Raw genomic sequence first — 24,142 nt, 5'->3', positions numbered from 1 at the left:
CAAGCCCAAACCCGGCTTGCCAAGACTGTTTGACCGCCCAAAATATCGACAGCGCAACATCATCGAACGCATGTTCGGCTGGCTAAAAGAGAACCGCCGAATCGTCACGCGCTTCGACAAGCTCGCAAAAAGTTATGCCGCAATGGTCTCGCTGGCTTGTGTCATGCGGTGTATGCGACGGCTTTTTTCAGACAGAGCCTAGCTGGGGAAGACAGAAACGACCCAAAGCGGTCGGTCGCAGGGCCTATAGAATCAGTGGCAATTCAGATAGGCCCAAGTACTGACAGGGCAACATCATCGAACGGATGTTTTGGCCATCTGAAAGAGAACCGCCGGATCGTAATGCGCTTCGACAAGCTTGCGAAAAACTACACCGCCTGGTCTCACTGACTTCTTCCATGCGGTGTTTGCGACATCTCATTACGTACAAGCCTAGAACGCTCCTGGCCGCTGACAGCCGAAACGACTGAAAGCGACCAGCTAACGGGTTCAATAACTCCAAAGCACCCGACATGCTTTAAAATCTAGAACAAACTGCAAAAGACTCTAACACTACGATATAAATCATCCTAAGAACGGGTCATGGAATCGATAAGCCCGACCTCGTTCATTTATGGGTTTAAGAAGCGACAGAGCTGCATGGTCACTTAGCCCTTGATTACGCAGCGCTCCATACAACTGATAAAATTCACCATTCAAATCTCCTGCGAAAATACCTGGATCATCCGAGCCTAGAGAAACCATAATTTCTGGATCTCCATCTTGTACAAACCCCGGCGCACGCATCCAACGTAGCGAATGATGCTCGCTGAAGCTGTTGTATTGACTAATACGCACATTGCTTGAGGGAAGTGTTTCTATAATGACGTTACGCTGAGCCACCTGCCTCATCAAAGCTTGCTGAATATGAAGATAGGTAGACTGATCAAAGTACGCAGCATCAACACTCTGAAGAGCTTCACTACGTTCCCACAGATCGCGATCACTAAGCCACTCCCACAAAAGCAATAAATGCTGAGGGCAATCACGTTTCGCCTGTTGAACCTTTCGCGCCTCATCATACCAAAGGTCACTTAGCGGAGTTATGCATGCTGACCAGTCTGTTTCTACGGCAGCCTGCACAAAGCGGACATTTAAGTGCCGAAGTGCCATGGCAGCTTCAAGTGAAGTACAACTCACTTCTCGACGAAACACTTCACATGCACATTTTGCCAAATCATTTGCTACCCTTGTAGCTGCTGCTGTAGCGCTTGGCACGGTACGTAGTAGTCGCCAAGCGGACAGTAAGTCCAACATCCATTCGCCTTTCTTGACGACTAATTGCCCCGGCATCCGCTCTAGCCACAATCGAGGAGAGATACCCATCGCAGTACCATGCCCTATGCGATCACCATCTCGAAGATCCAGAATTTCAAGAGCATCATGAATTGTGCGAAGACCGCTCAAAATATGTGCGAAGTCTTCGCCAGCATGAAATGTCCGGTGCGTTAAACCCATTCGCTCGCACACGCGATAGCAACTAGCAAAAATTTCTGGTGGCGCATGTAGTTCATTTGCGGCAGCATCAATACCACGCACCCAAGTTCTCAATCTCGGCCAGCGAGCGAAGCACTCGAGCAAAACATTCGTTGTAATTTCAAGTTCTTGGCGCTGCTTGTAGAAGCGATACGGACCTGCCTTGCTACTTGGGGACCATGCTTTCTTAATAAAATGCACAACCAGGGCAAGGCGGTGGCGCGACCGATCAAGCGGGGATAATTTTTGGAAGTGCATTTCTAAACCTTCTAGAATTTCACCAAGTTTATTTGGTGCAGACTTCACGCCAAACCCAGAAGAGTCCTGATCGTGAATATAACGCCAATAACCACCCAGAACTGCCTTAAACAACCTGTAATTTTTGCGCAGTGTATCTTTCGGAGATATACGCCCCTCAAGATAAGTAGTGCGACTTACATTTGATGCTTTACCATGCATCGCCCAAAAGCGCGGCAGGTAATCTTCCTCCGCTGGGTCACGCAACTTGCTATATGTGAATTTCTGAAACTGGTCAAACCCAAATTGCTCCTCACTTTGCACCAAAAGACGGTAGTACTGACTTTGAAGCATAATATAGGCATGAAACATTCGCTCAAGTATTACGCTAGGGTGGTCCCTAAGCTTGCACATAAGCTGTAACATCCAATAAATTTCGTCCGCCGTGCTACTTTCTGGCGAAAGCTCTAATTGTGATGGTATTGGGAAACCAATCTCCTCCCCATGAATTTCGCCATCCATTAATTCAAATAAATCGTGTGGAAATCGGGCATTTTCGCTGAGTGTATTCATCGCTGCGGCTATTAGCCACTTTCTCAAACTGCCTGCTGCTACCAGTTGACGATTCAGTTCAGCAGGCGTGAGATCCGGATCGATTGATCGTGCTAGCTCCCGCACTGCAGCGGCGTCAGCTGCATTGGGTGTGTGCCACTTCAGGCTGAAGTCACTTGTTTCTTGCTTGGGTTTGCGTAAAGCGCGTAGCCAACAGTTTTCTGCATGAGTGCTTCCATTCAGGTGTAAATGTGTTTCGTGGAGCCCTTCGCGACCTAAGTAGTCTTCCACCAGTGGGTCATACGGACTGACGACAGGCAGGTTTTTGCTGGCCCAAGTCTGCGAAGGCATCCATGGCCACTTCGTGCGCACCTCGATGTCCCCCATTGCTGACGGCTGAGCTGAGACTTGGGCAGCCGCTATCAAAGGTAAACCCGATATACGGCTCACGACACTTTGCTGCCAAGCACCAAACTTCTGCCGTTTCACATGCCAATTGCCATGCCGACTCTCTAAAAACTCCTCTGCCATCTCCTGAAGTGCACCAAACAAGAAACCCACTCTGTTTTTATGCGCAGACTGCTGAGCCAGCAATTGCCAACTATGTTCAAAAACGTGATCAGGCAGGCGTGCCGACCATGGTAGGTACCCTAGATAAACTGCCTCATGTAAGCTTCTTGGATTTAGAGGCTGACGAAATGGCGTCTGCCGTACGAGCGCCAACACTCTGTAATTTGAGAGCAGCGTTGTACCTATCTGAGCTATAACGGAGGCAGATTGTTCACGACCGACACTGTTCATGACTCAGTCGACCCGTCAACTATTTTTTTTGCACGAACTCTAGAAGTTTCACCCCCCCACTTCATACCTAGAATATAAGTTTTATTAAGCTTATCCCAAACCTCTTTATCGCAAAGCAGTTTATCTACTGCTTCGCCCGGACTCTCGCCCTCGACATTTGAATGACCCTCCGTAGTTTTCATTTCAGGATGCCCAGATATTAACGTAGCAGCTAGCTTCCTCGCCTCAACACTTGGCTCTAACAACCCCATAATTAACGGACAAGTGGCAACAAGGTAAGTAAGAGGTAAATTCTCGTACGCCGTCTCAGCCCACTTCAGCTTCTTAATAAAAAACTTGGCCGACTTTAGTGGGTTAGCTCGATCAGTATCTGACTCATCCAAAGCGTAGTCCGCCATCTCACCCAAGTGATAGTCACGCTCTTCAACATAAAAGGAATTGATGACACAGAGAGCAAATAACTCCATTAGATTACCTGCGCCAATAGCTTTTTTTGCTATATCCGGCCGATTATCACCACAAACCTTCTCCAGACTAAAATATAACCTAGTCCAAATCTTGCCAATCAATACAGCCGAGGGATTTAATCGCTTTCTGAGAGAATAAGTAGAGCCTAACCATTGCTCAACCATACTTATAAGTTGAGTAAGCTTTTTAGCATCTTCAACCGGATCAGATGCTTCTTCATCCTTGCCTTCGTCTGCATTATCTGTCTCCCACTGAGGTAGGGAAACAGTGAGCGGAGGATATGGTTTAGGTAAAACACTTATCACATCATACTTGCCCTCCTTCGGTTCGAGCGAAAGCAAACGAGCCATCAGACCAACGATATTATATATAGAAGCATATGTTCTTGAGGAGGAACCGGAAACATCCACCAGACTCAGTGCAAATACAGGCAATTCACTGCAACCTTTCAGCACACTATCAGCTGTAATATAATCCGGATCGCCCACTCCTGGCTTTCTTTTGTTAAGACCAATAACCCCAGAATAAACAACGGGAGTCGTCGGACTTGCCCCGTAGGGTGCCGTTAGAATAGTTACAGCATGACGAGCCCAATTTAGTGCATCTTCTTTTCGCCCTATACCCATATATTGCTCAAACTGCTTACGAAGATTCTGACGATCTTCCTCGGTACGGAGGTCTTTAGCTTTTCGCCTCAATACCTGCCCGAATAGTGCCACGCTGCCAGGTGCTGCCAGCATATAGTCAATCAGTGTTGCCGGTTTCTCTGCACAAAGTCGGGTTACATCGGCTGATAGTGCTGCAAAGCAGTTCTTTAGATCCGCATCAATTGGTTGGGGTCTAAGATAGGCTGCAGTATCGAAATCACCATCACGGATCGCTAGATCAAACACTGCCTTACTCAGTGCTGGTAATTCTTGGGCCGCGATAGCATCGACATCCACGCCAAACTTATAAAGGCTCCCTAATGCCAATGCTCGTAAGCTTTCACTCAGAGCTTCAGATAGTTCTGAATTCCATTTATCAGACCCATCAGGATCGAATTCTGGCGCACACCTTGATAATACTTGAAGAACCGAGCGTAGAGGTTGCTTAAGCAAAAAATCCCTATAAAGGTCTAAATCGCGAGGATTCTTGATTCGTAAACCACGTCGTATCAAGGAGCTAACCAACTCGTTCGGAGTTAATGTCCTACTCCAGTTGGAATGAGAGAGGCAGAACTGATCTTCACCGCCTTGAAGAAGATTCCAAAGCGGGCGCAACTGCAAACGACGCTGCATAGGAAAAAGTTTTAGCAGATATTGATCCTCTAAGTGATCAATCATCTTATGACGCTGATCAACTCGCTCTTTAACCTGACCATGCTTTGCATCCCCCAGGCTATCGTAAAAATGATCCCTCACCATGAGTGAGTACAACTCAATATCACCTGTTACTAAAACAACAAGGCGAGGTGTGTCTAGGTATTTACGTATGCACTCCAGAACACTGCGCGCATGTTGCGAGTGAGTATCAGCATCGTCAAAAGCTATTATCAGTGAATCAACGCCTAGCGCATGACAGGACAAGTCGAGCAGTGTATGGAAATTTCTGCGCAAGTCCGTGCTGTACCCAGCTCTCTCCAAGCCCCACTCGAAGAAAAGCTCTGGATCTAAATCCTGGAGTTGGTCGTGATTCGAACTAAATAAGCTGAGTCCACCAGCCAGCTTTTTAAACTGCTCACGAAAGCGCATGATAATTCGCTCGCCATCCAGTCCTGAGCAGACTTCCGTCCTTGTAACACAGCCTTTTAAGGCTTTCAAAATGCTAAGCAGGATAATTTCACTACGCTCAATCCGGCTTGGGTCAATATAGGCAAGCGGACTAACACTAAGTTTTGATTTCTCATTCCCCAAGGCGTGAAATGCGCTTTGCAAGAATGTAGACTTACCAGCACCACGAGTCCCATCGACAAAGTAAACTAAACCACTTCCATAGGGGTAGTCATCTTCCGCTGAGGATACCTTCCTTAGCTTCAGAATCTTTTTGGCATTTGCGAGATCCGCCTCAATCCTTTGCTCTAACTTTATATAACTTTGATGTTGTACTAGTTCACCAACTTCAAATTTTGCATTGGTATCGCTATGATTGAGATCAATGTTGGTCTGATTCAACTGTTCCGCTGTTTTTTTCATGAAGATCCTGAAAGATTTAATACAAACCGAAAAAGTAGAAGAAACACCGCAAACATCCTGAAAAGCCAATATAACTATTAGCTAGCCATGGTCATCTTCTGACTATATATTGACCAGTAAAAAATACCTTTCCATGTAAACTCGTCCTTAACCGAAGCTGAGAGAGTGATGCACTTGCCCCTAGCGAGCGGGACCTCTAGAGAACCCTGGCCAGATACTCATAATGGCCAAATGCCTTCGACTACTCAAGGGCTGCACGACACAAAGGCATGGATCGGTATCCACTTTCTATGGGGCCGTCTTGTACGTACCTCCTGTCTTATCAATGCACAAACACCTACTAAAAATGAATTTTTACGGTGTCCAAACCATTTCGGCCAACCAAACCCACCGAGTGAACGCTGCGGTTGCCATAGTTCAGTCAGCGTCGCTTTCGAAATTTCACTCATCCCACCTACTTGCTGTTTCCACGATTAAGCCCTTTCGCAGATGAATCTAAAAAACGTCCCCCACGTCATCCCGCCAAGAATGCTGAGTGTTATCAAGGGATCAAGGCCCCTGCGACCTGTGGGGAATGTCCAATACGCGGGACTGGCGGCTCCTTACATCCGGGAGCAAGGGCATCTCATGATCTGGCCTCCTGAGCACCGTTACGGGTGGGCGGGTGGAGGCAGCACTGGCTGACGAGACCAGCGCCTGAAGATCCTGAGCCGGGTAAACGCAGCAATGCGATGACCGAGGCATGCCTGACTGTCAGTCAGGTGCAGTCCATTCCCTGGTCTGCGGCACCATCATCTACAGCGCTGTTGCTGGTGACATCGGCGTTTGTCACGCCGATTGTCACGAGGGGGAATGCCGCAAAGCCATGTGCGATCAGGGCTGCAGCAGTGGTAGAAGTGCCCGTCTCTTTCCAGCAGAAAGAGACGGGCACAGATTGGCGCAGGATTCGGCCAAGCGGATAAGTTGCTGCAGGGCAGCGAGGTACGGAGTATCAGGCGCACGAACGCTACATGTGTAAGAGCATCCATCACATGGGTAGTGACCGGGCGAGCTGCCGGATGCGAATCGCCCTTGGGGAGAACCACCGCGAAAGCGGCGTGACCTTGAAGGCTCGGGTCACCTGGGGTGCTGTCAACGGCAGCCTTTGCACTGTCTTTTCTACGCCTTCAATTCGGAAGGGTTAAGCAACTCGCCCGCTGGATTTGGGGGGCGGAAATAGCATTGAGCTTGTACGGAGTTCCGTGGTTTCCAGTGGCCGATTGGATTCTTTGATTTTTTAGGTGACATCCATCCAAACAAGGCGTGAATGTGGGCTGCTCATTGAAAGGCTGCGCGGTTAAGCCGATTACCCATGGTTATCGTTACAAGCATGAAGCCGTCGTGGTTTGGAACTACTGCGAGCAACCAGACTTACCGCCGCAGCCGGTCACTTAAAGAAAAAATGGGATGAGACTTTAGGTGCATCCCACATCAATCTCACTTTTCCTGACTGCTTTTCCGTGCCCGTGGCGATGCCGGCCTCGCCACTGCCTTCTTCGCTTTGGCTGCCGCTGGGCTTTTCCCTCGTTTCGGTCCGGCCACCACGTGGGTACTGGCCAGCGACGCTGCCACAGCGATTGGCCCACCCGCCTTCGACTGGCCGACATTGTTGCCGACGACCGTTGCAGTGGGCTTATCTTTGGCCGTCATCACCATACCCATCCGCACGTCAAAGAGATGCAGCACGGCCTCCAGCGTGCTGAGCTTTGGATTCGACTTCCCGCTCTCCAGTTCGTACAGGCTTTTCGTGGAAATTCTGCACATGGCCGCGAAGGTCTGTTGGTCAAGCCCGGTCACTTCGAGCCGCAGACGGCGGATGGATACCCCAATTGAATCGAGCCCCTCACTGGTAGATCGGCTGAATTGCGCATCGACTCAAGCGCATCGGTCAGCCGATGGGCAATGCCCTGAATTTCTCAGCCACATTCATCAACCGTCGCAACAGAACATCGGGATCCGTTTAACCAACCAGCTCGGCGCAGTTGTCGCGTCAATTAGAAGACCCCTTGCGCTCCGCCGCCTACTTCGTCGTCCGTGTGATGCCCTCTTCTTCCAGGAGCATTGGCGCGAGGTCATGAATTGGCGACAGACGAAAACTTTCAGCCATACGCATGAGGGAGGCGATTGTGCATTCACGGTGCGCGGAACTGGCTGTGATTCGGTTAGGTGGGGGATGGCACGGCTTCGCCCGTGATCGCGGGCAAAGCCCGCTCCTACAAGGATGGGTTGCCTGTGAAAATGGGGCGTTGATCGAGAACTGGGTAGGTTTGCTGTTGGGATTGCTCTGGGTGTGGTCGCAATGAATACAGTGGGTGGAACGGCTAAGTCCGGGGTTCGCAGGCCTGCTGGGAAAAGAGAGGCGCAAAAAAGCCCGCACTAGGCGGGCTTTTTGTGATGGCCCGGGGCGAGAAACCACCATCGGCCAAACGGTCTGGTGCCGGAGACAGGAATCGAACCTGCGACCTTCGCGTTACGAGTGCGCTGCTCTACCGACTGAGCTACACCGGCGTGTAGCGCAACGTACCACTGCTCGCACCCGTTACGCAAACTCCTGTTTCCCCTGACTTATTGCCCTGCCCTCAAGGCGCCTTGCACCCCTTCGGCGCGAGGTCTTCTTCGATGTTGGTCGCACAGCTCCAACCTGTGGCCGAGCGGGTCAGGGTGACGGTCTTGCCCAGCACGTTGGCCGGTGCATCCGCCAGGGTGCATTCGAGCGTAGCGCTGCCGTCGGCGGCCTTGCCGGTGGCGGTGATGGCGCAATGGGAGGTGGCGGGCTGGCCGCCGAGGGCGGCGACGTCGGATACGTCCTTGCCTTCGTTCAAGCGCAGGTCCATCGCGGTCTTGAGCGCTGAAATCTCCAGCAAGCCTGCCGCCGCCTTGGTCCGGGACTGGTGGTTGGTGTACATCGGGATGGCGATGGTCGCCAGGATGCCAATGATCGCCACGACGATCATCAGTTCGATCAGGGTGATACCTCGTTGCCCTTTCATGAACATCTTCCTTTTCGATACGCGTACTCGTTGAGGTCACTCTCGACCCCGGCTGACAGCGGCGCAGTAGGCCTGATCAGACACCTTTTGTCACCCCTGCCCGTCTGGGCGTCATGTTCGCTGAACTACTCTAGTGAGCATCAGGCAAGCGCGCCCGACAATGGACTCGGCAAGCTGTTTCCAAGCTTGTCGCACAAGTACCCAAGGACTGTTCATGAGCTCATCGACACACCTCTACAGCTGGCATGGCACCGATACCGATGGCACGCCGGTCAGTGGCGAAACCCGCGGGCGCAGCCCTGCCTATGTGCGGGCGGGGCTGCTGCGCCAGGGTGTTCGGGACGTGCGGGTGCAGCGGGCGGGTTCGCGGGGTTGGCAATGGCCGAAGGCTCGGGAAAAAACCGATGCGCCGGGCTTCAGCCGGCAATTGGCGACGTTACTCAAGGCGGGCGTGCCGCTGCTGCAGGCGTTCGAGGTGATGGGGCGCAGCGGCTGTGGTGCGGGGCAAGCGGCATTGCTGGGGCGATTGAAACAGGATGTGGCGGCGGGCTTGGGGCTGGCCGATGCGCTACAGCGCCACCCGGGCTGGTTCGATGCGTTGTACTGCAACCTGGTAAGGGTGGGTGAGCAGTCCGGCACGCTCGACCGGCAACTGGAACAGTTGGCGGGCATGCTGGAACAGCGCCAGGCGCTGCGCAAGCGGGTGCGCAAGGCCATGCTGTACCCGGTGCTGTTGTTGCTGACGGGGCTGGGCGTTTCGGCACTGCTGTTGCTGGAGGTGATTCCGCGCTTTCAGAACTTGTTTGCGGGGTTCAACAGCGAGTTGCCAGCTTTCACTCAGTGGGTCATCGACTTATCCACAGCGCTGGGGCGTTATGCGCCGGGGTTGCTGATTGGCGCGCTGGTTCTGATGGCCGGCGTGCTCCGGCTCTATCGGCAGCATGCGTCGGCGCGGTTGTGGATAACGCGCTACGCGCTGCGCTTGCCGGTGTTCGGCACATTGCTGGGGCAAGCGGCCTTGGCGCGTTTCGCCCGCAGCCTGGGCACCGCCTACGCGGCGGGCGTTGCGCTGCTGGATGCGCTGGTAACGGTGGCGAGGGTGAGCGGCGACCCTGTGCACGAGCAGGCCATCCTGCGCTTGCGTCAGGGCATGGCCAATGGGCAGGGGCTGAATCAGGCGATGGCCAGTGAGCCGCTGTTTGCGCCGTTGCTGGTGCAGCTTGTGGCCATCGGCGAATCCAGTGGCACGCTGGACGTGATGCTAGAGAAGGCCGCCAGCCATTACGAAGAACAGGTCAGCCAGACACTGGACCAGTTGACCAGCCTGCTGGAGCCGGCCATCGTGCTGGTCCTGGGCGTGCTGGTTGGCGGCCTGGTGGTAGCCATGTACCTGCCGATTTTCCAGTTGGGTAGTTTGATCTGAACATGACTTTATGGACTTTCCTGGCTGCGCAGCCGGCTTACCTGATGACCTTGGCCGCCCTCCTGGGGTTGCTGGTCGGCAGCTTTCTGAACGTGTTGGTGCACCGCCTGCCGATCATGCTCGAACGCCAATGGCAGCGCGAAGCACAGCAGGTGCTGGGGCTGCCGACCTCGGTGCATGAACGCTTCGACCTGTGCCTGCCGGCCTCCCGCTGCCCGGGCTGCGGGCACCCGATTCGTGCCTGGGAAAACATCCCGGTGCTGAGTTACCTGGCCCTGCATGGGCGCTGCTCGGCGTGCAAGTGCCGCATCAGCCCGCGTTATCCACTGGTGGAGCTGGCGTGCGCGGCCGTGTCGCTGGTAGTGGCGTGGCATGGCGGCAGTGCCGCGCAGCTGCTGTTGCTACTGTTGCTCACCTGGTGCCTGCTGGCCTTGAGCCTGATCGATATCGAACACCAGTTGCTGCCCGACGTGCTGGTGCTGCCAATGCTGTGGCTAGGCTTGATCGCCAATGCCTTCCACACCTTCGTACCCCTGAGCCATGCGCTGTGGGGCGCGATTGCGGGTTACCTCTGCCTGTGGAGCGTGTACTGGGTGTTCAAGCTGCTGACCGGCAAGGAGGGCATGGGCTATGGGGACTTCAAGCTGCTGGCGTTGATCGGCGCCTGGGGCGGGTGGCAGGTGCTGCCGCTGACCTTGCTGTTGTCATCGGTGCTGGGGGTGCTGGTTGGCCTGTGCCTGCTGCGTGTGCGTCGGCAATCGCTGAGTACGACGTTGCCGTTTGGGCCTTATCTGGCCATTGCAGGGTGGATTGCGTTGCTCTGGGGTGATGAAATATACGCCTCTTACATGCAACTACTGGGACTCTGATGACCACTGCGGCCTTCACCCCCTGGATTCTGGGCCTGACTGGCGGTATTGGCAGCGGCAAAAGCGCGGCTGCCGAACGTTTCGTCGAACTGGGCGTGCACCTGGTCGACGCCGACCAGGCTGCGCGCTGGGTGGTCGAGCCCGGTCGCCCTGCCCTGGCCAGCATCGTCGAGCGTTTCGGCCCTGGCGTGCTGCAGGAAGATGGCCAACTCGATCGTGCGGCCCTGCGCCAGCTGATCTTCGCCGACCCGGCGCAGCGCAAATGGCTGGAGCAACTGCTGCACCCGCTGATCGGGCAGGAGATTTTCAGCTACCTGGCCAAGGCCGAGTCGCCTTATGCGGTGTATGTTTCGCCGCTGTTGATCGAGTCTGGTCAGCACCAGAAAACCCAACGCGTGCTGGTGATCGATGCTCCGCAAGCGCTGCAGATGGAGCGCACGTTGAAGCGGGACAACACCAGCAGCGAGCAGGTGCAGGCGATTCTCAAGGCCCAGTTGGCCCGTGAGGAGCGCTTGCGCCATGCCGATGATGTGGTGGTCAATGATCGCGACCTGAGCGCGCTGCATGCGCAGATCGACCGCCTGCACCACTTTTACCTGACTTTACGAGGAGGCCAGCCATGAGCCAGCCATTGACCGTCGATTGCCCGACCTGTGGCGCACCTGTGGAATGGAACGAGCACAGCCCGTTCCGGCCGTTTTGTTCGGACCGCTGCAAATTGATCGACCTGGGCGCCTGGGCGGCGGAAGAGCACAAGATTCCTGGGGCGGATGAGTCGGAGGATGAGCTGTATTCGGGGGATCTGGAGTCTCGGCATTGATCCGATAGCACGGTGCTCGTAAGGGCCCTTTCGCGGGTAAACCCGCTCCTACAGAGATCTCATGGTTTTCAAGATCGGTGCAGTACCTGTGGGAGCGGGTTTACCCGCGAAGAGGCCGGAACAGCCAACACACAATCACCGCTCATCCTCCTTCCACGGCGCCTGCAAATACCGCGTGCGGTTGAACGTCTCCAGCCACTCCGGGCAGAACACCACCAGCGCGCTGATCACCGTGCCGTTGATGAACGCCTCCGGGAACATCATCAACCACAGGTAGCCCACGAAGTCGCTGAGCCATTCCGGCATGGCGAATCGCCCATCCAGCCACAGCAACCCCAACCCCGCCACCAAACAGGCCAACACTGTCAGCGCTGCCGGGAAGAACCCGGAACAGAAGATGTAGACGAACAGGTTACGCGGCTGCGCCCGCTCGACCAGGATCGCGCACACTTCGGTAATCAGCACCGGCAAGCCAATCAGCAGCAGCCCGTTGACCCCCAAGGCCGCCATGTCTTGGCGGCCAAGCGCCAGCAACCCGAGCTGGGCGAGAAAGCCGCCAAGCATCGCCAACGGCCAGTCCAGCAGCAAGGTCACGGCAGTCATGCCGATGAAGTGGTAAGACACGCCGGTGTCGAAGTCGCGCCTGACCAACCACAGCGCGAACAGGCAAAAGACCGTGCCGAACAGCAGGTGCTGACGGCGGCTGTCGGTGAACAATTCCACCCAGCGCGTGCGCGTCGCCGCCCAGATCAACAGCGGTACGTATGCCAGCCAACCCACGGTCATGCTGGTGGAAGACAGGACCTGTGCGCTGATCAACTCAAGCTCGCTCCCGTTTCAGATACCCCGAGTCTACACCTTGACGACGTTTCCCACGGGCAAACAAGCTCTTACCGTTCACAATTGCCGACTAAGCTAGTTCACATGGATGACTCAGACTACCTGCGCCTGCTTACCATCCAGGCCGAACAAGCCAATGCATTCCTGTCCAATGCCCGCAAATGGGAGCGCGAGCGTTGGGTCTGCCAGCGTCTGCTGCAAGGCCTGAACATTCCCTACCGCAGCGAGGACTTTTCCCCCGCCGGCCAGGAACCGCCCGACGTGCTGTTCCGCGATGCGGCGTTCGAGGTGTTTTTCGTGCTCGATGAGGGGCGCCGGCTGAATGACGAATGGCGCGAAGAGCTGCAACGCCGGCGCAGCGCCTTTTCGCTGGCGCAGTTGGTGCGGCGTGAAGCGCGGCCAAGGCGGATCAGTGCCGCCGAACTGCTTGGGCGCCTGGCCCCGACCTTGCGCAAGAAGGCGCACAACTACCGCGAACGCGGGCTGGACCTGAGCGAGCTGGACATCATCGCCTTCTCCAGCCTCAAGCGTGAGGTGCTCGACCTCAACACGCACTTCCCGCCGCCCACCGAATACCTGCGCCAGGGCTGGCGCTCGCTGTCACTGGTCGGGCCGACCTTCGCCCGGGTGTTGTTCGCTCACCCCGATGCGCCGGACTTCCTGCGCGGCAACCTGGGGCGCAGTATCGTGTTCGATGTCGGAATCAGTCTTTGATCCAGTGCCGAGAGTCTTTGCAATGGCGTAAACTCGGCGCCAGGGATAGAAAGCATTATCATTTGTTTCAAGCGCTTGCGTGAACGCTGTGGCGTTCGCGCAGTCACAAACGTCTATCTGACGAGGCCCACCATGACCAGCCGACTGAATCCGGAAGATCAGCGTCGTGTCGATGAGTACCTGCGAGCCCCCCAGCACCAAGTCGAGCGCAAGCCTTTCAGGCCGTGGCTGCTCCTTGTCCTGGTGGTGGCCGTGACCATCGCCCTGGGCCTCATTAGCCGCCTGTTGAGTGGACTGGTGCTATGAGCTGCCTCGCGCTCGCCCTCCTCTCGCGCAGTTTGCGGCCGGCCCCCAGGGCCAGGAATTCCGTAAACCTTATGAGATATCCCCATGACTCATCGCATCGTGATTGTCGGCGGCGGCGCCGGCGGCCTGGAACTGGCGACCCGCCTGGGTAAAAGCCTTGGCAAGCGCAAGCGGGCCGAGATCACCCTGGTCGACGCTAACCTCACGCACATCTGGAAACCGCTGCTGCACGAAGTGGCCGCAGGCTCGCTGAACTCTTCGGAAGACGAACTGAACTACGTGGCCCAGGCCAAGTGGAACCACTTCAACTTCCAGCTGGGACGCATGAGCGGCCTGGACCGTGAGGGCAAGCAGATCCAGCTCGCCGCCACCCTCGATGAAGAGGGCCGCGAGTTGCTGCCGGCGCGCACGCTGGGCTACGACACGCTGGTGATTGCCGTCGGCAGTAACACCAACGACTTCGGCACCCTGGGCGCGGCGCAGCACTGCCTGTTCCTGGACACCCGCAAGCAGGCCGAGCGCTTCCACCAGCAGTTGCTCAACCACTACCTGCGTGCCCACGCCGGCGATGTGGCAAGCGAGAAAATCAGCGTGGCCATCGTCGGCGCCGGTGCCACCGGTGTGGAACTGGCCGCCGAGCTGCACCATGCCGCCCATGAACTGGCGGCCTATGGCCTGGACCGCATCCAGCCCAAGGACATGCACATCACCCTGATCGAAGCGGGCCCACGGGTGCTGCCGGCACTGCCGGAGCGCATCAGCGTGCCGGTGCACAAGACCCTGGAAAAACTCGGGGTGAAGGTGATGACCAACGCGGCGGTCAGCGAAGTGACGGCCGAGGGCCTGAAGACCAAGGATGGCGAAATGATCCAGGCCAGCCTGAAGGTGTGGGCGGCGGGCATTCGTGCGCCGGGCTTCCTCAAGGACATCGACGGCCTGGAAACCAACCGTATCAACCAGCTGGTGGTGCGCCCTACCCTGCAGACCACCCGTGACGACGACATCTTCGCCTTCGGTGACTGCGCCGCCTGCCCGCAACCTGGCAGCGACCGCAACGTGCCGCCACGGGCCCAGGCGGCACACCAACAAGCCTCGACACTGGCCAAGAGCCTGAAGGCGCGCCTGGAGAACAAGCCGCTGCACACCTATGCCTACAAGGATTACGGCTCGCTGGTATCGCTGTCGCGCTTCTCGGCGGTGGGCAACCTGATGGGTAACCTGATGGGCAGCGTGAAGCTGGAAGGCTGGCTGGCGCGGATGTTCTATGTGTCGCTGTACCGGATGCACCAGATGGCGTTGTATGGGGTCTTCCGCACGGCGATGCTGATGCTGGGCAGCAAGATTGGTCGCGGTACCGAGCCGCGCCTGAAGCTGCACTGACAGCGCGCTGAAACACCCTGTGGGAGCGGGCTTGCCCTCTCCCACTTTTTTTGCCCGCCAATCACCCGCCCCCGCAGGAGCCGGCTTGCCGGCGATAAAGCCAGCAAAACCCCAAAACCTAAATTCGAGACAAAAGAAAAAGGGCATCTCATTCGAGATGCCCTTTTTACATGGTGGGTCGTGTAGGATTCGAACCTACGACCAATTGGTTAAAAGCCAACTGCTCTACCAACTGAGCTAACGACCCGGAAAATGGTCGGGGTGAGGGGATTCGAACTCCTGACATCCTGCTCCCAAAGCAGGCGCGCTACCGGACTGCGCTACACCCCGAGATTGGCTCCGCGACCTGGACTCGAACCAGGGACCCAATGATTAACAGTCATTTGCTCTACCGACTGAGCTATCGCGGAACTGAACTTCGGTACAACTTCGAAGGCTGTGTTAGCTTCGAACCCTTTAGCTTCTTCGCTTTCGCGTTGTCGCTGCTGAGGCCGGCTATTCTACATTCTTCGTTTTGCTTGTCAACCACTTTTTTTCATTCAACTTACTGATTTGTAAGTTGTTTTGCGATCCCCGGTGTTGCTGGTGATTCGCTTAGTGCCTGACAACGCGGCGTATATTAGGGGCACTCGATTTTAGATGCAAGCAAAAATTTCAAAATTTTCAGCAAGTTATCTGGGAGTGCCGAAAAGCCTGGGTTTTCGGGGGGCCGGCTAAAAAAAAGCCCCGCGAATGCGGGGCTCGTGGCACAGCGGTGAATCAGGCGAAGACGATCTCGTCGCCCTCGACCGTGGCGGTAATCGCCGTGCCTGGCAGGAACGTGCCTGCCAGGATCAGCTGCGCCAGCGGGTTTTCGATCCAGCGCTGGATCGCCCGCTTCAGCGGCCGTGCGCCATACACCGGGTCGTAACCCACGGCGATCAGCTTGTCCAACGCTTCCGGGCTCAGGCTCAGCGTCAGCTCGCGTTCGAGCAGGCGGCTGCGCAGGCGGCCCAGCTGGATCTCGGTGATGCCAGCGATCTGGTCGCGGCCCAGGGGCTCGAACACCACCACTTCGTCGATCCGGTTGATGAACTCCGGACGGAAGTGCGACCCCACCGCATCCATAACCGCCGCACGCTGGGCTTCGCGATCGCCCACCAGTTCCTGGATCTGCGCCGAGCCCAGGTTGGAGGTCATCACGATCACCGTGTTGCGGAAGTCCACGGTACGGCCATGGCTGTCGGTCAGGCGGCCGTCCTCCAGCACTTGCAGCAGCACGTTGAACACATCCGGGTGTGCCTTCTCCACTTCGTCGAGCAACACCACCGAATAGGGCTTGCGGCGTACGGCTTCGGTCAGGTAACCGCCCTCTTCATAACCGACGTAGCCTGGCGGGGCACCGATCAGGCGAGCCACGGAGTGTTTCTCCATGAATTCGGACATGTCGATGCGCACCATGGCCTCTTCGGTGTCGAACAGGAACTCGGCCAGCGCCTTGCACAGCTCGGTCTTACCCACACCGGTCGGGCCGAGGAACAGGAACGAACCACTTGGCCGGTTGGGGTCGGACAGCCCTGCACGGGAACGGCGCACGGCGTTGGCAACGGCGGTGACCGCTTCGTGCTGGCCAATCACACGCTGGTGCAGCAGCGCTTCCATCTTCAAGAGCTTCTCGCGTTCACCTTCGAGCATCTTGGAAACGGGGATGCCGGTCCACTTGGACACCACTTCGGCAATTTCTTCCTCGGTGACTTTGTTACGCAGCAGCTGGTTATCCGACTTGCCGTGCTGGTCGACCATCTGCAGGCTGCGCTCCAGGTCTGGAATCACTCCGTACTGCAGCTCGGCCATGCGGCTCAGGTCACCTTTGCGACGGGCGGACTCCAGCTCCTGGCGGGCTTGCTCGATCTTTTGCTGGATCTGCGCCGAGCCCTGTACTTCAGCCTTTTCGGAAGCCCAGATTTCTTCAAGGTCGGAGTACTCACGCTCCAGACGCTCGATTTCTTCGGTCAGCTTCTCAAGGCGCTTCTTCGCGGCCTCGTCTTCTTCTTTCTTCAGCGCCTGGGATTCGACTTTGAGCTGGATCAGGCGGCGGTCGAGGCGGTCGAGCACTTCGGGCTTGGAGTCGATCTCCATACGGATGCGGCTGGCCGCTTCGTCGATCAGGTCGATGGCCTTGTCGGGCAACTGACGGTCGGTGATGTAGCGGTGGCTGAGCTTGGCCGCGGCGATGATGGCGCCGTCGGTGATCGCCACCTTGTGGTGCACTTCATAGCGCTCTTTCAGGCCACGCAGGATCGCGATGGTGTCCTCTTCGCTCGGCTCTTCGACCAGCACTTTCTGGAAGCGCCGCTCAAGGGCTGCGTCCTTCTCGATGAACTGGCGGTATTCATTGAGCGTGGTAGCGCCAACGCAGTGCAGCTCGCCACGGGCCAGGGCCGGCTTGAGCATGTTGCCTGCGTCCATGGCGCCCTCGCCTTTACCGGCGCCGACCATGGTGTGCAGTTCGTCGATGAACAGGATGATCTGGCCTTCCTGCTTGGACAGCTCGTTGAGCAGCGCCTTGAGGCGCTCTTCGAACTCGCCCCGGTATTTGGCGCCGGCAATCAGGGCACCCATGTCCAGGGCCAGCAGGCGCTTGCCTTTGAGGCCATCGGGCACTTCGCCGTTGATGATGCGCTGGGCCAGGCCCTCGGCGATGGCGGTTTTACCCACGCCAGGCTCACCGATCAGCACAGGGTTGTTCTTGGTACGACGCTGCAGCACCTGCACGGTGCGGCGGATTTCGTCGTCACGGCCGATCACAGGGTCCAGCTTGCCTTCCTCGGCGCGCTTGGTGAGGTCGACGGTGTACTTGTCCAACGCCTGGCGCGATTCTTCGGCATTGGCGTCATTGACCGCCGCGCCGCCGCGCAGGTTGTTGATGGCATTTTCCAGGGCTTTCTTGGTCACGCCCTGGCCGAGCAGCAACTTGCCGAGCTTGCTGTTCTCGTCCATGGCGGCCAGCAGTACCAACTCGCTGGAGATGAACTGGTCACCTTTCTGCTGGGCCAGGCGGTCGGCCTGGTTGAGCAGGCGCGCCAGGTCCTGGGACATGTTCACGTCGCCCGTAGGGTTCTGGATCTTCGGCAGCTGGTCGAGCTCTTTGACCAAGGCCTGGCGCAGGCTGTTGACGTCGAAGCCGACTTGCATCAGCAGCGGCTTGATCGAACCACCTTGCTGCTCGAGCAGCGCTTGCATCAGGTGCACGGGCTCGATAGCCGGATGGTCCATGCCAACGGCCAGGGATTGGGAATCGGATAAAGCCAGCTGCAGCTTGCTGGTCAAACGGTCTATTCGCATGGGGTACCTTCCTTTAAAGGGCAGGTCGGAGCGATGGACAGCGCCTGTTGATGAAGAAACCTGCCTGAGATGACCTTATAGATAAGGTTGATTCTGGAAGATTCAAGCGTAGCGGGCTTGACGTGGATCAGCTTTGAGATTGCAAGAGGGAGTCGCTTCGCGCCCCATCGCAGGCTGTCGCCAGCTCCCACGAGTGACCGCGCAAATCATAGGTAGGAGCTGGCGTTAGCCTGCGATGGGCCGCGAAGCGGCCCCGCCCATCTCAAACCTGCAACCAGACCAACGAAGCGAACCGCCCACCCTGCGGGGTCCGGCGATAGGAGAAGAACCGCGGGTCACTCACCGTGCAGAGGCCACCGCCATGAACGGCAGTGACCCCACGTGCCGCCAGGCGAATACGCGCCAGCGCATAAATGTCCGCCATCAGCTTGCCGGGGCGCTCGCCGTCGACGAAGGCCGTGGCCGCTTGCGGGTGCACAGCGGTGAATGCATCGCGCACTTCCGGGCCCACTTCGAATGCCGTTGGTCCGATGGCCGGCCCCAACCACACCAATACCTCTTCAGCGGGCAGCGCCAGGCGGTCCAGGGTAGCCTCCAGCACGCCCCCGGCCAGCCCGCGCCAGCCGGCATGGGCTGCCGCCACACGGGTACCGGCGCGGTCGCAGAACAGCACCGGCAGGCAATCGGCAGTCATCACGGTGCAGGCGATGCCGGGCTGGTCGGTCCAGCTGGCGTCGGCTTCGGCAACGATAGAGGGGTCTGCATCGGCTACCACCAGCCCGTGCACCTGTTTCAACCAGGCAGGCTCGATGGCGAATTCATCGCTCAGGCGGCGGCGGTTCTCGGCGACCGCTGCAGGGGCGTCGCCCACATGGTCGCCAAGGTTGAAGGATTCGTAGGGCGGCAGACTCACGCCGCCCTGGCGGGTGGTGACGCAGGCGCGAACCGAGGCTGGGGCTGGCCAGTCGGGAATCAACAGCGACTGCATCAATTCACTCATCCGATGAAACTCTCGCGGTCCTGGTTGAGCAGCGATAGCAGCCAGACGAAATCATCCGGCAGCGGCGATGCCCATTCCATGCGTTCACCGGTGGTGGGGTGATCCAGTGCCAGGAAACGCGCATGCAGGGCCTGGCGCGGGAAGTTCTTGACCGCGTCGACCATGGTCGGGCTCGCCGCAGGCGGAATGCGGAAGCGACCGCCGTAGGTCTGGTCGCCGACCAGCGGGAAGCCCACGTGGGCCATGTGCACGCGGATCTGGTGGGTACGGCCGGTCTCCAGCTTCACCCGTACGTGGGTGTGCGAGCGGAAGCGCTTGAGCACGCGGTAGTGGCTGACCGCCGGCTTGCCGCCGTCGGTGACGGCCATGCGCTGACGCATGCCGCCGTGGCGGCCGATCGGGGCGTCGATCTTGCCGCCCGCGGTCACCACGCCCACCACGATGCACTCGTAGATACGGCTGACGCTGCGTTTTTGCAGTTGGTCGACCAGGTTGGTCTGCGCCTGCAGGGTCTTGGCCACCACCATCAGACCGGTGGTGTCCTTGTCCAGGCGGTGGACGATGCCTGCGCGCGGCACATTGATGATGTCCGGCACGTGGTGCAGCAGGGCATTGAGCAGGGTGCCATCGGCATGGCCTGCCGCAGGGTGGACCACCAGCCCGGCAGGCTTGTTGATCACCAGGATCTGGTCGTCTTCATAGACGATGTCCAGCTCGATGTCCTGAGCCACCCACTCGCCCTGGGCCTCTTGCTCGGCATCCAGGGCCAGCAGCGAGCCGCCGTGCACGGTGTCGCGGGGGCGCAGGACCGCGCCGTCGACCGTCAGGCGGCCCTCTTTGATCCACGAAGTCAGCCGCGAGCGCGAGTACTCGGCGAACAATTGGGCTGCGACCTGGTCGAGGCGTTGGCCGCCCAGTTCGGACGGTACCTCTGCGCTAAGTTGAATGATCTCGGACATGCTCGATTCGGCGGGCGCACAGCCTTTGGTTTCGGCTGCGAGCTTGTGGTTAAATACGGCTTCTTTTGTCCCGGGGTTGGCCGGGGCGCTCATCATAACAGGACGGCACCGCCCAAGACAGCGGCCGTCAAAGGGACGCAAGCCGCCATGCAAGTGAAACACCTGCTGCTGATCGCCATCCTCGGGCTCACCGCGGCCTGTTCCTCTAACAAAGAAGTGATCGACGAGAACCTCAGCGAGGCCGAGCTGTACCAGCAGGCCCAGACTGACCTGGACAACCACAGCTACAACAGCGCCGTGAGCAAGCTCAAGGCCCTGGAGTCGCGGTACCCGTTCGGCCGCTACGCCGACCAGGCGCAGCTCGAACTGATCTACGCCAACTACAAGAACTCCGAGCCTGAAGCTGCCAAATCGGCTGCCGAGCGCTTCATCCGTCTGCACCCGCAGCACCCGAACGTCGACTATGCCTACTACCTCAAGGGCCTGACTTCGTTCGACCAGGACCGTGGCCTGCTGGCGCGATTCCTGCCGCTGGACATGACCAAGCGCGACCCGGGTGCCGCGCGCGACTCGTACAACGAGTTCGCCCAGCTGACCAGCCGCTTCCCGAACAGCCGTTACTCGCCGGACGCCAAGCAGCGCATGATCTACCTGCGCAACCTGCTGGCCTCCTATGAAATCCACGTGGCCGACTACTACCTGAGCCGCCAGGCTTATGTCGCCGCGGCCAACCGTGGCCGTTACGTGGTGGAAAACTTCCAGGAAACCCCGTCGGTCGGTGACGGCCTGGCGATCATGGTCGAGTCCTACCAGAAGATGCACCTGGACGACCTGGCCGCCACCAGCCTGGAAACCCTCAAGCTCAACTACCCCGACCATCCAAGCCTGGTCGATGGTCAGTTCCAGCCCAAGCAGGACGAGGCTGATGGCCGTTCGTGGCTGTCCAAGGCCACCCTGGGCCTGATCGAGACCGAAACGCCGCTGCCACCGGGTGAAACCCGCGCCAACCAGGACGTGGTCAAGCAGTTCCAGGACGCTCGCTCGGAAATGCCGGAAGAGCTGCTGCCCAAGGACGAAGACGGCAATCCGATCCTGCCGGAAGGTCCGAAGGAAGCCGAGAAAGACCGTTCGTGGTTCAGCTACATGACCTTCGGTCTGTTCGACTGATACACGGCACTACAAGAAAGGGAGGCTCAGGGCCTCCCTTTTTCGTGGGGGCCGCCCTAGACTGGTGGCTTCCTCTCTGAACAAGCTGGACACCATGGTTCGCCTACTCTTCTGGATCGCCCTGATCGCCGCCGCGTTCTGGCTGTGGCGCAAGTTCAAGATCAGCCAACAGTCGCATCCCGAGCCCAAGCTCGACGACCCGCTGAAGATGGTGCGCTGCGCCCATTGCGGGGTGCACCTGCCCAACGACCGGGCACTGCGCCAGGGTAACGAGTGGTATTGCAGCCAGGCGCACTTGCAGCAAGGCCCTGGCCGCCAAAACTGAACACACAGCCCTGTAGGAGCGGGTCACCCGCTCTTACAGGTTGCGCGGTAATTTTCTTGCGCTCTTATCCCTCCCCGACGCTTTCGCACCGTTTACGACCCCTCCCCAGCCTTCGGCATTGACCCCTATGGGCAAAACTCGCTAAATCCTATTTATCCGCATAAATATGAAAAATAGCGAAATGCTCAAACCCAAACGCAAGCGCCAGAAGCTGTCGGATGTGATCGTCGAATCGGTCAAGCGCTCTATCGTCACCGAAGCGCTGCACCCTGGCGATCGGCTGCCCACCGAGCGTGAGCTGATGGAGCATTTCGAATGCTCCAAAGGCACCGCCCGCGAAGCGCTCAAGGCCCTTGAAGTGGAAGGCCTGGTCAGCACCCGCACCGGCCCGAGCGGTGGCGCCTACCTCAATGAGGTCGGCACCGAGCCGGCCAGCCGCGCACTGCGCAACTACTTGCACTTCCAGCACCTGGACGGCGAGCAGGTGTACCAATTGCGCAAAGTCATCGAGGTCGAGCTGGCGGTGTCGGTCATGGGCAAGCTGAGTGACGCTGACTATGCGGCCCTGCAAGCCAACATAGACTTCTGCAGCGCGCCGGAAGACAGCGAAGAAGGGCAGCGCGAACAACGGCTGGCGGAGCTGGAGTTCCACACGCTGCTGGCCGACCGTTGCCCCAACCCGCTGCTGCGTTTCATGGCAGTGTTCCTCAACGACCTGCTACGCGACCTGGTGGTGCTGAAAAAGGCCTACCTGCCCAAGCGCCAGCAGTTCGCTGCCGCCAACATCGCGTACCACAAGCAGCTGCTGACAGCCTTGCGCGCCAGCGACGAACCCGCTGTACGCCGGTTGATGCACGAACACATGTGCGACGCCGAGCACCACATGACCGCGCTCGAAGGCGAGGTTGCCCGCAACTTCCTGCTGGAGTTCGAACACCACCACTGATGCGCCTGGAAAGAGGCCTGCACACAGGCCCGGCCGTACCCGCTTTGTCATTGCCACTCCTGCCTAATAACCAGAACCAAGGAGTTACCCATGCAAAGACGTACCCTGCTCAAGGCAGGCCTTGCCCTGGGTGCCCTAGGAGGCCTCCCCTTGGGGGCGCACCGGGCATTCGCCGACCAACCGCTGACCTTCTATGGGCTCAAGTCCATGTCTGGGGCCTTCGCCAGCTACGGCAAGTACGCCGACATGGGCTCGCGTCTGGCCATCGCCGAATACCCACAGTTGCTCGGCCACCCGCTCAAGTACAAGGTCATAGACACCGAAGGCAACGCCGGTAAAGCGGTGCGCAAGGTGCAGGAAGCCATCGGCCAGGACGGCGCGCGCTTCTTCCAGGGCTGTACGCTGTCGTCCTCGGCATTGGCGGTGTCGAAGGAAATCCACAAGGCCGGCGGCGTGTTCATGACGCCAGTAGGCGCCGACGAAATCACCGGCAAGGACTGCAATGCCTCGACCTTCCGATGGTCAGTGCCCACCTACGGCGCTATCCGCGAAACATTGGTGCCGATGATCCGCCAGCTGCCGCAGGCCAAGCGCTGGTACACCATCACCCCGCAATACGTGTTCGGCGATGCCCTGCTGGACAACGCCCGCAAGGTATTCTCCGAGTTCGGCGTCGAACACATCGGTAATAGCTACCACTCGCTGCAGGAGCAGGAGTTCTCCGGGTACCTGACCAACGCCATCGCCGCCAAACCCGATGTGCTGGTGCTGCTCAACTTCGGTAGCCAGGCATCCAATGCACTGCGCCAAGCGGTGAACTTCGGCATCAAGGACCGCATGAGCGTGCTGATGGTGTGGTCAGCGGGCCTGGACCAGTTCCAGGAGTTGGGCAGCGACGTGCTCGAAGGCGTCTATCTGGGCGCTCAGTACTGGCATCAGGTCGACACGCCGCTGAACAAGCAACTGGTCGCAGCCACCCGTAAAGCCTACGGCATCAACCCCAATTACCCGTTGGCGGCCGACTACATCGGTACCAAGGTCATGCTCGAAGCGATCATCAAGGCCGGCAGCCTCGAAGGCGCCGCGGTGTCCGCCGCACTCCAGGGCATGCGCTTCCAAGGCCCGACAGGCGATGAACTGATCCGCCCGGGTGACCACCAGGTGCTCAAGGATTACTACCTGCTGCGCGGCAAGCCCCAAGGGCAGATGCGCGACGAGGACGACCTGGCCGAAGTCATCAGCTCGGGGCGCTCGTTCATCGAGGTCGACCACACCGGTTGCGCCCTGGCCTGA

Annotated in this window: 19 protein-coding genes, 4 tRNA genes and 1 pseudogene; 12 read left to right on the top strand and 12 right to left on the bottom strand. The window is 58.1% G+C overall.

The window, feature by feature from the left end:
• A partial coding sequence (locus H620_RS26605) for a transposase (protein ID WP_155950796.1) occupies positions 1–202 on the top strand: 202 nt, incomplete at its 5' end.
• Between the two features lie 362 nt (positions 203–564).
• On the opposite strand, the gene H620_RS26600 is transcribed toward H620_RS26605, so the two are convergent.
• From H620_RS26600 to H620_RS0117460, 5 genes and pseudogenes are all read right to left on the bottom strand, one after another.
• A complete protein-coding gene (locus H620_RS26600; protein WP_081669720.1) occupies positions 565–3,105 on the bottom strand; it encodes an amidohydrolase family protein in 2,541 nt (846 codons plus the stop codon).
• On the bottom strand, positions 3,102–5,747 hold the full coding sequence (locus tag H620_RS26985) for a hypothetical protein (protein ID WP_155950795.1): 2,646 nt from the start codon (positions 5,745–5,747) through the stop codon (positions 3,102–3,104). The genes H620_RS26600 and H620_RS26985 overlap by 4 nt, the downstream gene beginning before the upstream one ends.
• A gap of 1,476 nt (positions 5,748–7,223) precedes the next feature.
• Positions 7,224–7,631: pseudogene (locus H620_RS25880) on the bottom strand (helix-turn-helix domain-containing protein); the annotation flags it as partial.
• Between the two features lie 587 nt (positions 7,632–8,218).
• Positions 8,219–8,294 (bottom strand) — tRNA-Thr (locus tag H620_RS0117465).
• 71 nt (positions 8,295–8,365) lie between these two features.
• On the bottom strand, positions 8,366–8,776 hold the full coding sequence (locus tag H620_RS0117460; protein ID WP_023382437.1) for a pilin: 411 nt from the start codon (positions 8,774–8,776) through the stop codon (positions 8,366–8,368).
• A 214-nt stretch (positions 8,777–8,990) separates the two neighbouring features.
• Here H620_RS0117460 and H620_RS0117455 point away from each other — a divergent pair, with 214 nt between their 5' ends.
• Genes H620_RS0117455 through yacG form a run of 4 tightly spaced genes read left to right on the top strand, consistent with a single transcriptional unit; the run spans position 8,991 to position 11,888 of the window.
• A complete protein-coding gene (locus tag H620_RS0117455) occupies positions 8,991–10,199 on the top strand; it encodes a type II secretion system F family protein (RefSeq protein WP_027907763.1) in 1,209 nt (402 codons plus the stop codon).
• Between the two features lie 2 nt (positions 10,200–10,201).
• The gene (locus H620_RS0117450; RefSeq protein ID WP_027907762.1) at positions 10,202–11,068 is read left to right on the top strand and encodes a prepilin peptidase; all 867 of its coding nucleotides are present in this window, start codon (positions 10,202–10,204) and stop codon (positions 11,066–11,068) included.
• Positions 11,068–11,691, top strand: a complete 624-nt coding sequence (gene coaE / locus H620_RS0117445; protein WP_027907761.1) for a dephospho-CoA kinase — start codon at positions 11,068–11,070, stop codon at positions 11,689–11,691. Before H620_RS0117450 ends, coaE begins: the two co-directional genes overlap by 1 nt.
• Positions 11,688–11,888, top strand: a complete 201-nt coding sequence (yacG, locus tag H620_RS0117440; protein WP_023382441.1) for a DNA gyrase inhibitor YacG — start codon at positions 11,688–11,690, stop codon at positions 11,886–11,888. Before coaE ends, yacG begins: the two co-directional genes overlap by 4 nt.
• Positions 11,889–12,023: 135 nt before the next feature.
• Here the strand turns inward: yacG and H620_RS0117435 are convergent, their stop codons facing one another.
• Positions 12,024–12,707, bottom strand: coding sequence for an energy-coupling factor ABC transporter permease (locus tag H620_RS0117435; RefSeq protein ID WP_023382442.1), 684 nt, complete (start codon positions 12,705–12,707; stop codon positions 12,024–12,026).
• A 105-nt stretch (positions 12,708–12,812) separates the two neighbouring features.
• Between H620_RS0117435 and H620_RS0117430 the strand changes: the two genes are divergently transcribed.
• From H620_RS0117430 to H620_RS0117420, 3 genes are all read left to right on the top strand, one after another.
• Positions 12,813–13,442, top strand: a complete 630-nt coding sequence (locus H620_RS0117430; protein ID WP_023382443.1) for a DUF1780 domain-containing protein — start codon at positions 12,813–12,815, stop codon at positions 13,440–13,442.
• 132 nt (positions 13,443–13,574) lie between these two features.
• The gene (locus H620_RS25875; RefSeq protein ID WP_023382444.1) at positions 13,575–13,748 is read left to right on the top strand and encodes a DUF3094 family protein; all 174 of its coding nucleotides are present in this window, start codon (positions 13,575–13,577) and stop codon (positions 13,746–13,748) included.
• An 84-nt stretch (positions 13,749–13,832) separates the two neighbouring features.
• Complete coding sequence (locus H620_RS0117420) at positions 13,833–15,128, top strand: NAD(P)/FAD-dependent oxidoreductase (protein WP_023382445.1); 1,296 nt, start codon at positions 13,833–13,835, stop codon at positions 15,126–15,128.
• Between the two features lie 171 nt (positions 15,129–15,299).
• On the opposite strand, the gene H620_RS0117415 is transcribed toward H620_RS0117420, so the two are convergent.
• The 6 genes from H620_RS0117415 to rluD form a co-directional block, all read right to left on the bottom strand.
• A tRNA-Lys gene (locus H620_RS0117415) sits at positions 15,300–15,375 on the bottom strand.
• Positions 15,376–15,381: 6 nt separating this feature from the next.
• Positions 15,382–15,458: transfer RNA gene (locus H620_RS0117410), tRNA-Pro, on the bottom strand.
• A gap of 4 nt (positions 15,459–15,462) precedes the next feature.
• Positions 15,463–15,538 (bottom strand) — tRNA-Asn (locus H620_RS0117405).
• 349 nt (positions 15,539–15,887) lie between these two features.
• Positions 15,888–18,452: an ATP-dependent chaperone ClpB gene (gene clpB / locus H620_RS0117400; protein WP_023382446.1), complete on the bottom strand. Its 2,565-nt coding sequence runs from the start codon at positions 18,450–18,452 to the stop codon at positions 15,888–15,890.
• A 262-nt stretch (positions 18,453–18,714) separates the two neighbouring features.
• Positions 18,715–19,452, bottom strand: a complete 738-nt coding sequence (gene pgeF / locus H620_RS0117395; RefSeq protein ID WP_027907760.1) for a peptidoglycan editing factor PgeF — start codon at positions 19,450–19,452, stop codon at positions 18,715–18,717.
• Positions 19,449–20,411, bottom strand: a complete 963-nt coding sequence (gene rluD / locus H620_RS0117390) for a 23S rRNA pseudouridine(1911/1915/1917) synthase RluD (protein WP_023382448.1) — start codon at positions 20,409–20,411, stop codon at positions 19,449–19,451. Before rluD ends, pgeF begins: the two co-directional genes overlap by 4 nt.
• A 147-nt stretch (positions 20,412–20,558) precedes the next feature.
• Between rluD and H620_RS0117385 the strand changes: the two genes are divergently transcribed.
• The 4 genes from H620_RS0117385 to H620_RS0117370 all read left to right on the top strand — a co-directional run bounded on the left by H620_RS0117385 (position 20,559) and on the right by H620_RS0117370 (position 24,142).
• Positions 20,559–21,578, top strand: coding sequence for an outer membrane protein assembly factor BamD (locus tag H620_RS0117385; RefSeq protein ID WP_023382449.1), 1,020 nt, complete (start codon positions 20,559–20,561; stop codon positions 21,576–21,578).
• Between the two features lie 94 nt (positions 21,579–21,672).
• Positions 21,673–21,903, top strand: coding sequence for a PP0621 family protein (locus H620_RS0117380; RefSeq protein WP_023382450.1), 231 nt, complete (start codon positions 21,673–21,675; stop codon positions 21,901–21,903).
• A gap of 181 nt (positions 21,904–22,084) precedes the next feature.
• Positions 22,085–22,849 (top strand): FadR/GntR family transcriptional regulator, encoded by a 765-nt coding sequence (locus tag H620_RS0117375; protein WP_023382451.1) that lies wholly within the window; start codon positions 22,085–22,087, stop codon positions 22,847–22,849.
• Positions 22,850–22,939: 90 nt separating this feature from the next.
• Positions 22,940–24,142, top strand: a complete 1,203-nt coding sequence (locus H620_RS0117370; RefSeq protein WP_023382452.1) for an ABC transporter substrate-binding protein — start codon at positions 22,940–22,942, stop codon at positions 24,140–24,142.

The sequence above is a fragment of the Pseudomonas taiwanensis DSM 21245 genome (assembly GCF_000425785.1).
GTDB classification, from domain to species: domain Bacteria; phylum Pseudomonadota; class Gammaproteobacteria; order Pseudomonadales; family Pseudomonadaceae; genus Aquipseudomonas; species Aquipseudomonas taiwanensis.
The sequence above is the reverse complement of the archived record's forward strand: the minus strand, read 5'-3'. Positions and strand labels throughout refer to the sequence as shown.